This window comes from Auritidibacter sp. NML100628, assembly GCF_003185985.1.
In the GTDB taxonomy this organism is placed as follows: domain Bacteria; phylum Actinomycetota; class Actinomycetes; order Actinomycetales; family Micrococcaceae; genus Auritidibacter; species Auritidibacter ignavus.
Genome location: NZ_QHLP01000004.1, coordinates 21,657 through 33,980, shown reverse-complemented (window position 1 = coordinate 33,980; position 12,324 = coordinate 21,657). Strand labels below are relative to the sequence as shown.

Below are 12,324 nucleotides of genomic sequence, written 5' to 3'. Positions count from 1 at the left end.
CTCAGTGTTCCGGCGCGACCGGCGGATCATGGTCGAGTGGCCATAACACCGACGGCCGTTGCCATCCCAGCAACAATGACGGATCGATATAGCGATCTCGAAGCGTCGAGCCAATGCGCCATCCATCGGGAACTCGCACCCCCCAGTGCACGCACGAAACATCACAGTGGTCCACGCCCGGTTCAATCTCCCCGATGACATCCCCGGTCTGCACCGTTTCTCCGACCTCGAGCTCGGTCACCACCGGTTCGAACGATGACAACAGACCATTGGGGTGCTCAACTGTCACGACATGTCGGTCCACCACTTTCTGAGCCACCGTCACCCTCCCGTGAGCGGGAGCGACCACGGTGCCCGATGGAGCAACGAGATCTATCCCACGGTGGCCAGCGGACCACGGGGCAGTCGGTGGATCAAAACCGGTGACAATGTCCTGCGGACTCGCACCGGGGACCGGTGGGTCCCATTGAGTGTCTGCTGGCACCACAGTCAGAGGCGATCTCGACACAGGGGAGTAGTGGGGAGTGGCGAGCACCGTCGCAGCCGGAAACAACCCCATCAGCCAGATCACCGCGAGTAGCCCAAGGAGTCGTCTGCCGATTTCGCGACGCCCGGGAGCACGTTGGTCTCGCCGTGGAACTTCGGAACAAAAACGTTGTGTCGTCGTCATATCCGTAGCATCGTCCGCCACCAGTACTTGGATCCAGCAAGAAAGGGAACTGTGGATGAGGAAAGTCTTGTTCCCCGGGAGAGCGTAGATATGTCATGATGAGGACACGGTGAGCGCACATTCTCATTGAGGTCTCACGAAAAAACGACAGAATAGGCATCATGTCAACAGGTGGAAGGACAGCCCTGCTATGGGGTGGGTCGGCGGTAGCGCTGGTCGCCGTGATCATCGGTTTGGGCATGCTCTGGGTCAACCTCTCTGGTGGCTCGGATGAGGTGGAACTCAGTCCTCCAATTTCCGTGAATCAGACCCCCACCTCCTCTCAACACCGCCCATCCCAAGCCGTCGCCGACGAATCATCTGGACCCGTGCCCGCGACCTCATCTAAGATCACCGGTTCTTCTCAGAACCCCTCGTCCGAAGCTCAGCCAACAGAAACGCCCGGCAATACCGAAGTAAACGAAGTGAGCCCGAAGAACGTTGGCCCACCGGCACCTTCGCCCTACCAGCCAGACGATGATGATGACGACGATGAAGACGGGGATGATGAGGACGATGATGACGACGATGAGGACGATGATGAAGACGGGGATGATGAGGACGATGATGACGACGACTAGGCCAGCGTGAACAAAGAGCAGCAAGCACCAGCTTGGAAACGGCTCTCGGTCCGCACCCGAGTGGTGCTGTTTTTGATCGCCATGACCCTACTAGCGCTGAGCCTGACGGGGGCATTGTCCTATCTCTTGCAGCGTGGCGCCTATCTTCAGCGCATGGACGACGGGCTGACCCGAACCGTTCACGAAGTGCGTATCTTGGCCGAACAGGGTGTAGACCCTGAAACGGGAGAGCCCTTTAACGAGTCAGACCAGCTGATCTATGTAGCCATGGCTCGGCACATGCCCGAAGCCCATGAAGGCATGCTGGGCCTGAACCGGAACGGGGTGGTCTGGGCCGCTCATGAATCTGTGCCCACCCGCCTGGAACACGACCCAGAACTCGTGTCCTTGCTCGAACGTCGCGTTCAGTCAGCAGAATTCACCGCGGTAACGTTGGAAACCGTGCGGACCGAGCTGACTACGTACCGGGTGGTCTCCATTCCGGTGTCTTTTTCTGAAGACCCCGAGCCGTCAGTATTGGTGGTTGCACAAGACCAGCGAGCAAGCCTGCAGGAAGTCAACCGCACTTTTATGACTTTCGGCATTACCGCTGGCGTGGTGGTCGTATTGATCGCTGTTGCCGGTTGGGTGCTGATTGGCAGACTTCTTGCACCACTCCGGCAACTTCAAGCCACCGCGGCCAAGATCTCGTCCGACGAGGACCTTGACCGCCGAGCGCCGGTGACTGGTGACGATGACGTTGCCCGTCTCTCTCAAGACGTCAATGCCATGCTCGATCGTCTCCAAGACAGTTTCTCGTCCCAACGACAGCTACTCGACGATGTGGGCCACGAAATTCGTACCCCGATGACCATCATTCAGGGAAATTTGGAACTGATGAAAAGTGACAATCCCGACGACGTGGAGAGAGTACGCGACATTTCTCTGCACGAGCTTGAACGAGCCACCCGGCTCACTGAAGACCTGATGACGCTAGCTACCTCAAACCGCCCAGATTTCGTGCAACCGATACCCGTAGACGTAGCCACGCTGACTCATGATGTCGCCCGAAAATCCGAACAGCTGGGCACGCGTACCTGGAGCGTAGCCGAAACCGCCGACGTGATCTATCCCTTAGATGAACACCGCATCACTCAAGCATGGTTACAACTCGCCGAGAATGCCGTCAAACACTCTGAACCCGATAGTGAAATCACGCTGGGCTCGCGCCTGGTCGAGCGCTTAGACAGTGGCGAGGTTCTCGACCGTAGCCTCGATCTCTGGATTACTGACTATGGTGCGGGGATCGCCGTCGACGATCTGAGCACGATCTTCGAACGTTTCGGTCGAGCCCGTAACGCTTCCGGCACCGAAGGGCCCGGGCTCGGACTGACCATTGTTCAAGAGATAGTTCGTGCACACCGTGGCGTGGTCTCTGTCCGGTCTCAGCTCGATGTCGGATCGACTTTTACGATGTCATTGCCCTATCCCTCCGGCTCAGGCAAAACCTTGTTCACCACCAGTTCCTCGCGTCAGGAGAGCACCGAATGACAGTAGCCCGTATTCTCGTGATTGAAGATGAGCCACGTATTTCGGATTTTGTATTCAACGGTCTGTCGGCTGAGGGATTTGACCCGGTAGTCGCCGCCACCGGCGCCAAGGGTCTCGCGTTGGTGCGCACCGAAGAGTGGGATTTGATCATCCTCGATCTGGGACTGCCCGATATGGATGGCTTCGAGGTTCTTGAACAAATTCGACTCAGATTTTCGGATCTTCCTGTCATTATTCTCACAGCACGAACCTCTGGGGCAGCGACCGTCCAGGGACTGACGTCCGGGGCCGACGATTATGTTCCCAAACCGTTCCGTTTCCCCGAACTGGTGGCTCGCATCCGATTGCGACTTCGAGACCGGGAGAATCGTGAGCAAGCAGCGGGCGCCCCGCACGATCAGCCAACCGCCTCGCCCCATGCCGGCAACACCGTCCACGACGCACAAGATCACGACGTGGTCAGTCACGCCGAAGTCGTTATCGATTCCACCCGACATTTGGTCACCGTGGACGGCAAGCCGGTTGATCTCTCACCGCGCGAGTTCGCCCTGGCAGAATTATTCTTCCGCAATCCCGGGCAGGCGCTCACCAGAGATGTGTTACTGAGTAGAGTCTGGGGCGAGGGCTTTACGGGTAGCTCCAACGTGGTCGACGTCTACGTTCGGTACTTACGCAATAAACTCGGTGCGGACCGCTTCGAAACGGTGCGGGGAATCGGCTATCGGCTCGTGGATGAAAAACACTGGCATGGTCGCTCCTGACGCGGTTAGGGCCACGGGAAAATACGGTATGCTGATACAAGCAGTAGTATCCGGGCCGGCAAAGCAGCCTGCGATGGTACTGACTTCGCGCACGATGTGAGTGTCTAGTCAGACAACATAACCCCTTCGGTCCCCATCACGGGGTGCTGGTGTTGTGTCGGGAAACCGCCGTCGTGCCAGGAGCGCCGACCAACCGGTTGTGGTGCTAAGTAACCGATAGACAAGAAAAATGTCAGCCTCGGCGCAGGCCGCGAAGGCTGACGGTAAAGGAGCGACATGCCCGTCGTTACGATGCGTGAAATGCTGGACTCTGGTGTTCACTTTGGACACCAAACTCGCCGTTGGAACCCGAAGATGAAGCGTTTCATCTTCACCGAGCGCAACGGCATCTACATCATTGATCTGCAGCAATCGCTGTCCTACATCGACCGCGCCTACGACTTCGTTAAAGAAACCGTGGCACACGGCGGTTCCATCCTGTTTGTAGGAACCAAGAAGCAGGCCCAGGAGGCCATTGCTGAGCAGGCAACCCGGGTCGGGATGCCCTACGTCAACCACCGCTGGCTTGGCGGTATGCTGACGAACTTCCAGACCGTTTCTAAGCGTGTCAATCGCATGAAGGAACTGGAAGAAATCGACTACGAAGATGTTGCCGGGTCCGGCCACACCAAGAAGGAACTGTTGCTGCTACAGCGCGAAATGCAGAAGTTGCAGGCTAACCTTGGTGGTATCCGCAACATGAGTCGAACCCCGTCTGCGGTCTGGATCGTTGACACTAAGAAAGAACACCTGGCTGTGGACGAGGCCAAGAAACTTGGCATTCCCGTGGTCGCAATCCTCGACACCAACTGCGATCCGGACGAAGTCACCTACCCGATTCCGGGTAACGACGACGCGATCCGCTCAGTGGCATTGCTGACCCGCGTGGTTGCAGACGCTGTGGCCGATGGTCTGCTGGCACGCAATCAGGGCAAGCAGGGAGAGGCCGGCGGTGAAGAGCCGATGGCTGAGTGGGAACGTGACCTGCTCCTCGGTGAACAGACTGAGACCAAACAGAAGGCACAGGCCGAGCAACCCGCCGAGACCGCAACGCAGCCGGCCACGACTGAGGATCAGGCTACCGCGCCAGCACCTCAGTCTCAGACTGACTCCGAGTGAGATTGACCTTTCGACCTACTCACCACCAATAACTCAGAAACCTAAGGATGGGATTACTGAATGGCCAACTACACTGCCGCTGATATCAAGGACCTGCGCGAACGTACCGGTGCAGGCATGATGGATGTCAAGAAGGCCCTGGATGAAGCCGAAGGCGACGCCCAGAAAGCCATGGAAATCATTCGGATCAAGGGTTTGAAGGGCGCGACCAAGCGTGAAGGTCGTTCCGCTGCTGAAGGTCTGATCGTCGCTACTGTCAACGACGGCGACGGCGTGATGGTCGAGATCAACTGCGAGACCGACTTTGTGGCCAAGAACCAGAAGTTCATCGATCTGGCTAACAACGTCCTCGAGGTCGCCGTTTCCAGTGGCGCCGATGACGCTGAGGCATTGCTGGCCGCTGAGTACGATGGTAAGACCCTGGGCGAATACGTCACCGAGGAGGCTGCCACCCTGGGTGAAAAGGTCGCGGTTCGTCGTGTCGCCCGGGTTTCCGGTGCGTACGTTGACGCATACTTGCACAAGACCAGTAAAGACCTGCCAGCCCAGGTCGGTGTGCTCATGGCTGTCTCCACCGATGACGAGAAGGCTCAGGAAGCAGCTCACGACGTTGCAGTTCACATTGCAGCTCTGTCTCCGACTTACCTGACCCGTGACGAAGTTCCGGCCGAAACCGTTGAGAATGAGCGTCGCGTGGCTGAGGACACCGCTCGTGCTGAGAACAAGCCGGAAAAGGCCATGGAGCAGATCGTCAATGGTCGATTGAACGGCTATTACAAGGATGTCGTGCTGGTGGATCAGCCATTCGCTAAGGATTCCAAGACCACTGTGGGTAAGGTACTGGAAGAAGCCGGCACCGAAGCCGTGCAGTTCGCACGCTTCCGCGTCGGCGCCTAAGCATGAACAGCAGAAGGGGTGAACACTTATAACGAAGTGTTCACCCCTTCTGACTGCCCCAAACTTTTTCATTAATATCGCTGACTTCGTTCAGATCCGGTGAACCATTGCAGGAGGAGACCATGACCGAACCCACCCCGGCTATTAATATTCCCGGAGGCCTCCAAGATGGGCCGAGATCTGCAGAGTCTGACCCTTCGACCCGGAGGCGTCGGGTGCTCTTGAAACTCTCCGGTGAAGTCTTCGGCGGTGGCTCCGTGGGGGTTGATCCCACAACGGTTCGGTTCGTGGCCGAACAAATTGCGGCGGCCTCTGACCAGGTCCAGATTGCCATCGTTGTCGGCGGCGGTAATTTCTTCCGTGGAGCCGAACTATCCGAGAACGGCATGGAACGCCGGCGTGCCGACTACATGGGTATGCTCGGCACCGTGATGAATGCCCTGGCCTTACAGGATTTCTTGTTGCAAACTGGCGTGGATTGCCGGGTTCAGTCTGCGATTCACATGTCACAGGTTGCTGAACCGTACATTCCTCAGCGCGCGGTGCGACACATGGAAAAAGGCCGTGTGGTAATTTTCGGCGCCGGTACCGGTCTGCCGTACTTTTCCACCGACACTGTTGCGGCCCAACGGGCCCTAGAAGTCGGTGCTGACGAGGTGCTCATGGCCAAGTCCGGTGTGGATGGTGTCTACACTGCCGATCCCAAGACGAATCCCGATGCTCAGCTCTTTGACCACCTCAGCTACGACGAAGCCATCATGAGAAATATCCGAGTGATGGATCTCACCGCAATGACGATGTGCAAAGATAATAATTTGCCAATGATGGTTTTTGGCATGGAGCAAAAGGGTAACGTCACCAAGGCACTGCTTGGTGAACGCATCGGTACTACGGTGGAGTCATAACCGCCCCGCCGTATCAACACGACGGTGACTGCACCTAAGCTGTCCTAAGATGGTAATCAGGCGATTAAGTTCGCCCAACCGGAGCCGGTTGGGCAAGTTCATAGTGTTGAAGGAGATTCCGTGACCAGCGAAGTACTCAATGACGCCAAGGCCGCGATGGAACGAACCCTGGAGGCCACCTCCGAGGACTTTGCCTCGGTTCGCACTGGTCGAGCCACACCTGGTCTTTTTGCCAAGGTTCTGGTCGACTACTACGGTACTCCCACCCCCTTGCAACAACTTGCCTCCTTCACCGCACAGGATGCCCGTACCCTGCTGATTGCACCTTATGACGTCTCCGCCCTGCGTGAGATCGAAAAAGCCCTGTCTGACTCCGAGGTGGGAGCTAATCCCTCCAATGACGGCAAAGTGATCCGGATTGTCATGCCGGAGTTGACCGCTGAGCGTCGAGCCGAATATGTGAAGCTGGTTAAATCAAAGGCCGAAGATCACAAGGTCTCGATACGTAACTCCCGTCGGAAAGCCAAAGAAACCCTCGAGAAGATGGTTGACGACGGCGAAATCGGCGAAGACGAAGGCAAACGTGGTGAGAAAGAACTTGATGACCTGACCCGTAAGTACGTGGACCAGGTTGAAGAGATGGCCAAGAACAAAGAACAGGACCTCATGGAGGTCTAAGCACCTCTAACGTGCACCACATGAGCCAACAAGACCCCACAGGCAACACCGGATCCTCACCAGGTGAGGACCCGGTTATTACCGAGCTTGAGGGCTTCGAGAATTTGGTCCGGGACCCGGAAACCGGCCGGATCATTCCCCAAACCCGGAAGGAACGCAAGGCTCTGGAAGTCGCCCAAGCCGAAATCGAGCACCAACGGGCTCTTCCCGAGACGGTTGGTGCTGAACGCGGTGAGTCCGATGACACAGACCCCGAGACAGCCGAGCCAGCCTCCGGCGTTGACAACGATCCCATGGTGGCACCTACCACCGTCTCGGAACGTCCAGCCGAGCTAGAAGAACCCAAACAATCGACGGCTGGTCGTAACCTTCCGGCAGCGATTGCCGTCGGTGCGGTTCTGCTCGTCGCAGCCATCATCGGGATCTTCTGGGTTCCCGTGGTGGTGATGGTGCTCATCTCACTCCTGTTGCTGGTGGGTACCTGGGAAATGTCCCGGTTGTATCGCCCCTACAAGATTGAGGTACCTTTGGTACCGCTCTGGGTCGGTGCCCTTGCGATGCCCATTTCGGCGTATTTTGGTGGCATCGATGCTATGGTGTTCGCCTTGTTCGGGACGATGATCCTTGCGGTGTTTTGGACTGTCGTCAGTGATCCCTACCGGCCCCTAGCCGCGGCAATGACCACCGGATTCATCGTGCTTTGGGTCCCCTTTATGCTCTCGTTCGGGGTCGTGTTGATGCAGGAGCCCGAGGGCAACTATATGGTCGCATTGTTCCTATTGGCCGTCGTTGCCAATGACACCTTCGGGTACATCGTCGGAGCCTTGTTTGGCAAACACCCGATGGCGCCACAGATCTCACCGAAAAAATCCTGGGAAGGTTTCGCGGGTTCTTTGGTCGGAGCCGTCCTGGTTTCGATTGGGGCTGGCTGGTTCATGCTTGACTTGGAAGTCTGGCGGTCGGTGATTGTCGGCCTCGTCATGGTCGTGGTAGCCACTACTGGCGATTTTGCGGCCTCGATGGTCAAACGCGACCTCGGTGTCAAAGACATGGGCAACACGTTGCCCGGGCACGGGGGAGTGATGGACCGGTTGGACTCCCTCGTTTTTGGTGCTCCAGTGGCGTTCGCGCTGTTCGTCGTTCTTTTGCCCTAGGCTACGAGTAGATGACCGAGCAACTCACATCCGTCAGGAAGGATACAACCATGGGCCGACGGGCTGCACGAACCGAGCACGAGAGTTCTCCTTTTACTCGGGTGGAGAAAAAAGCCTATGGTTACCAGCCGAACCAGGTTGATGAATTTATCGCGCGGGCGCGTTCTGCTTATGACGGGAATGAATTCATGGCGGCCAACGACGTGCGTGATGTCTCCTTCGCCGCGGTCAAAGGCGGGTATGCCCCCCATCAGGTCGACAAGGTCTTGGACCGTCTCGAGGACGCATTCCGACGGGCCGAACGAGATGAATTTATTGAGAGCCATGGCCTGGAAGCGTGGAACAGCTACCTTGATGACTCCATCCGGGAACTGATGGGTCGCCTTCAGCGCCCAGCCGGGGAACGTTTCCGTCGCCCCAAGAAATCAAAGGCCATCAGCTACCGTGTTGAAGATGTCGACGCGGTATGTGAGACCCTTTTTGCTCACTTTACCGATCGCGATACGGTCACTGCCCAACAGCTTCGAGCCACGACCTTCCGCGCCGCTAAAGGTAAGAAGGGTTACGAAGAGGCCGAGGTTGATGCCTTTGTGCAAGCTGGAATCGAATTGCTGATCAACCTCAGCTAGAAGGTTGATCAAGGCATGACCCAGTCCCAGCTGATCGCCAGGCAACCACCAGGCGCAAGGACTGGTTAGGGTTGGTTGAGCTCTAGCACGTCCTCGGTGATAATCTCAGCGCGAGCATTTGAGAAGGACTGCTCTTCACCAATCTTTTCGAAACCACGTCGGGTGAGTACCTTCTGTGACCCGGCGTTGTCAGCCGGAACCATGGCGCGGATGGGGCGCTGTTGGAAATCCTCCAGGAACTGGTCCACCGCCGCAGTGGTAATGCCCTGGTCCCAGAACTCCCGGGCTGTCCAGAACGACAGCTCCGGAATCTCGTCGATGTTCAAACAGATCAACGCACCGGCCACCTGACCGTTCTCCTCGATGGTGCGAACGATGGTGTTCTCATCGTGAAGCAAGCTATTCCAGTGGAAATCGAAGACACCACGATCCTGGGGATTGCGAGGCGCAAAGGCGGCCATCAGATTGGCCAAGGTATCCTGCTGGTGGACAAAGAACTCATCGAGGTCCTCGGTCCGTACCTCACGAAGAATCATGCAACTGCCTCCTGGTCTCTGGTAGTCCCACCACTCTACATTCTTCCACCGTGGGATGTGCCGATCCTGCAAACCGCACAGCACCCACGTTGGGCGCGAGCTCTTGGGCCAATGCGGTACAACTGTCTTCTGGTAGCACAGCCGGGCACGCATCAGATGGTGTTCGCTTGCCTCGTCTGAGGAACTCAACGTGGTCGGCCCGGCCGGGTGGACGGCGATGTTCCGCTAGGGGGTGTGTGGTCGCGGAGTTGGCGGCTGTGCTAGCTGATGACATTGTGCCTCTAGCACTGCCTCGACGAGGATTCAACCGTTCATCCGAGCCCACTTCACAGGTTTGACCGGCATAATAGGCCGGTGAACTATCCCTTGGATAGCGCGTGCAGACAACCTTGCGAGAAACAACCCAATGAGAAATGAGAGGAGTACCCCGTGGAGATTTTGGCTTTCACCCTCGGTGTTTTGGCCATTGCCGTGGGGATTATCCTCTCTATTGCGTTGCACGAGATCGGGCACCTGGTTCCGGCCAAACTCTTCGGAGTACGTGTCACCCAGTACATGGTGGGTTTTGGAAAGACACTGTTCTCCATCCGCCGTGGCGAGACTGAATATGGGGTCAAAGCCATTCCCCTGGGTGGCTATGTGGCCATGATCGGGATGTACCCGCCCCAAGCCCCGGGCGAGAAGCCGAAAACCTCGTCGACCGGCGTCTTCCAACAAATGTCCCAACAGGCCCGGGAGATCTCTGCGGCTGAGATTCGCCCCGGAGATGAGAACCGGTTGTTCGTCCAGCTACCGGTATGGAAACGGATCATCATCATGTTGGGCGGTCCGGCGATGAATTTGTTGATTGCGGTGGTTCTGACCGGGATTTTAATCACTAGCTTCGGGGTGAACACCGCCACCACCACGGTTTCTGAGGTCTACCGGTGTGTGCAGGCAGTACAAGTCGCGGCCACCCAGGACGAGATCGCCGAATGCGACGACAATGACCCAGATGGGCCGGCCTACGCCGCCGGACTACAACCCGGTGACACGATTACCTCCTTCAACGGGGTCGCGGTGGAATCCTGGGACGAACTCACCGGCTTGATCCGACAACGAGCCGGAGACCCCACGCCCATGACCTACGAGCGCGAGGGACAACAACATGACACCGAGATTACCCCGGTGCTGACCGAACGCCCGGTGGTCGACGACCTGGGACGCACCGAAACCGACGAATCCGGCGACCTTGTCACGCACCAGGTCGGATTCGTGGGAATGGGATCGCAGGTAGAACGAGTGCAACAACCGGTCACCCAGACCTTCCCGGTCATTGGACAGCAATTGGAAGCCACCTTCCGCGTGATCGTAGTCTTGCCGGTTCGGCTATGGGATACCGCCCAAGTGCTGATTACCGACGGGGAACGTGACCCCAACGGTCCGATGTCGGTGGTGGGAGTCGGTCGCATTGCCGGCGAGGCGGCAGCCATGGACGAGATACCCCTGCAGGACCGGGTGGCCATGCTGGTCTCGCTGATCGCCGGGGTCAATATTGCCCTCATGGCCTTCAACCTGATTCCGCTCTTGCCCTTGGACGGTGGCCATGTGGTGGGTGCGCTTTGGGATGGTGGGCGCAAACTCTGGGCCAAGCTCCGGGGTAGACCACGCCCGCCTACCTTCGACATTTCACGACTATTGCCCCTGACTTACGTCGTTGCGGTGGCCCTGTTAGGCATGGGCGTACTGTTGATAGTGGCCGATATCTTCAAACCGGTGACGCTCAACTAGCGCCTGCCTGAACCACCTTGAGCCGTTCGTATCAGTCGAAGGGATACCAGAGATGAGATTTGCCCGGCAGATGCGTTGGCTATTGGACACCGAAGACCAGCTGTCTCGGACCACCGGCGATATGGTTCGGATCCTTTCCGACGACGACACCGAGGCCTTATCCCGACTGGTTGCCAGCGACCCGGTGGCTCACTGCTATGTCCAATCGTTGCTCGACGGCGGCCGTGGTGCTGGGCCTGGACGTGACCTGCATCGCGGGCTATTTCTGGGTATCGATGACGAACGCGATCCGAATGAGCTCCGGTGTGCGGTGTGGGTTGGGTCCAATATCGTCCCGGTCGCGGTCAATGAATTTTATGGAGAAATCCTGGGCATGGCCATCCGGTGCTTGGGCCGACGCTATGGGTCGATCTTCGGGCCGCGGGACGCGGTGCACGGAATCTGGTCTAGCCTGTCGTATGGGCTACAACAACCCCGCGCCATTCGAACGTCACAACCGCTGATGACCACCCGGAGCCTCTCTGCGGTACCGGTCGACCCCGACGTGCGGGTCGCCCAAGCTGGTGACTTCAACACGGTCTTTCCCGCTGCCGTGGAGATGTTCACAGAAGAGCTCGGATACTCACCGATGAAGGACAGCCCCAACTCCTACCGAGCCCGGGTCCGACAGTTGATCGAATCCGGATGGTGCCTGGTGAAGACCCCCGGTCGCCGAATCGGTGGAGAGGTTCTGTTCAAAGCAGACCTGGGGGTGGTCACCAACGACTGCATTCAAATTCAAGGTGTGTGGATCCCCGAGCATTTGCGGGGTCGCGGTGAGGCCAGCAGTCTGATGTCAGCGGTGGTCGCTCACAGCCTGACCCTAGCCCCGGTCGTCTCGCTCTACGTCAACGATTTCAATGTGGCGGCGCTGAAGACCTACCGTAACGTGGGGTTCGAGGTTACCGGAGAGTTCGCCACGGTGTTGTTCTGATCGTTTCGGCGCCCTGCACTGTTCTCCATACCGGACAAACTCG

General features: G+C 57.7%; 13 protein-coding genes. 11 read left to right on the top strand and 2 right to left on the bottom strand.

What is annotated here, in order from left to right; genetic code table 11:
• Position 1: 1 nt before the first annotated feature.
• Positions 2–670: a M23 family metallopeptidase gene (locus DCC24_RS04430; RefSeq protein WP_146206279.1), complete on the bottom strand. Its 669-nt coding sequence runs from the start codon at positions 668–670 to the stop codon at positions 2–4.
• A 161-nt stretch (positions 671–831) separates the two neighbouring features.
• Here DCC24_RS04430 and DCC24_RS12160 point away from each other — a divergent pair, with 161 nt between their 5' ends.
• From DCC24_RS12160 to DCC24_RS04390, 9 genes are all read left to right on the top strand, one after another.
• Positions 832–1,290, top strand: coding sequence for a hypothetical protein (locus tag DCC24_RS12160; protein WP_199446200.1), 459 nt, complete (start codon positions 832–834; stop codon positions 1,288–1,290).
• A 6-nt stretch (positions 1,291–1,296) separates the two neighbouring features.
• Positions 1,297–2,820 carry a cell wall metabolism sensor histidine kinase WalK gene (locus DCC24_RS04425; RefSeq protein ID WP_110098725.1) on the top strand — a complete coding sequence of 508 codons (1,524 nt, stop codon included), beginning with the start codon at positions 1,297–1,299 and terminating at the stop codon, positions 2,818–2,820.
• The gene (locus tag DCC24_RS04420) at positions 2,817–3,581 is read left to right on the top strand and encodes a response regulator transcription factor (RefSeq protein ID WP_110098724.1); all 765 of its coding nucleotides are present in this window, start codon (positions 2,817–2,819) and stop codon (positions 3,579–3,581) included. The genes DCC24_RS04425 and DCC24_RS04420 overlap by 4 nt, the downstream gene beginning before the upstream one ends.
• Before the next feature lie 276 nt (positions 3,582–3,857).
• Entirely contained in the window at positions 3,858–4,739 is an 882-nt protein-coding gene (gene rpsB / locus DCC24_RS04415) for a 30S ribosomal protein S2 (protein WP_110098723.1), read from the top strand.
• Between the two features lie 60 nt (positions 4,740–4,799).
• Positions 4,800–5,636, top strand: a complete 837-nt coding sequence (tsf, locus tag DCC24_RS04410; RefSeq protein ID WP_110098722.1) for a translation elongation factor Ts — start codon at positions 4,800–4,802, stop codon at positions 5,634–5,636.
• Positions 5,637–5,758: 122 nt separating this feature from the next.
• A complete protein-coding gene (gene pyrH / locus DCC24_RS04405) occupies positions 5,759–6,541 on the top strand; it encodes a UMP kinase (protein ID WP_110098721.1) in 783 nt (260 codons plus the stop codon).
• 156 nt (positions 6,542–6,697) lie between these two features.
• Positions 6,698–7,219, top strand: a complete 522-nt coding sequence (gene frr / locus DCC24_RS04400) for a ribosome recycling factor (protein ID WP_369859927.1) — start codon at positions 6,698–6,700, stop codon at positions 7,217–7,219.
• Between the two features lie 20 nt (positions 7,220–7,239).
• Positions 7,240–8,373 (top strand): phosphatidate cytidylyltransferase, encoded by a 1,134-nt coding sequence (locus tag DCC24_RS04395; protein ID WP_110098719.1) that lies wholly within the window; start codon positions 7,240–7,242, stop codon positions 8,371–8,373.
• Positions 8,374–8,423: 50 nt separating this feature from the next.
• Positions 8,424–9,002 (top strand): DivIVA domain-containing protein, encoded by a 579-nt coding sequence (locus DCC24_RS04390; RefSeq protein WP_136088822.1) that lies wholly within the window; start codon positions 8,424–8,426, stop codon positions 9,000–9,002.
• A gap of 65 nt (positions 9,003–9,067) precedes the next feature.
• On the opposite strand, the gene DCC24_RS04385 is transcribed toward DCC24_RS04390, so the two are convergent.
• Positions 9,068–9,538, bottom strand: a complete 471-nt coding sequence (locus DCC24_RS04385; protein WP_110098717.1) for a GNAT family N-acetyltransferase — start codon at positions 9,536–9,538, stop codon at positions 9,068–9,070.
• A gap of 429 nt (positions 9,539–9,967) precedes the next feature.
• On the opposite strand from DCC24_RS04385, the gene DCC24_RS04380 reads away from it, so the two are divergent.
• Together DCC24_RS04380 and DCC24_RS04375 are read left to right on the top strand one after the other, a co-directional pair.
• Entirely contained in the window at positions 9,968–11,308 is a 1,341-nt protein-coding gene (locus DCC24_RS04380) for an RIP metalloprotease (protein WP_110098716.1), read from the top strand.
• A 52-nt stretch (positions 11,309–11,360) separates the two neighbouring features.
• Entirely contained in the window at positions 11,361–12,281 is a 921-nt protein-coding gene (locus DCC24_RS04375; RefSeq protein ID WP_110098715.1) for a DUF4081 domain-containing GNAT family N-acetyltransferase, read from the top strand.
• The last annotated feature ends 43 nt before the right edge of the window (positions 12,282–12,324 follow it).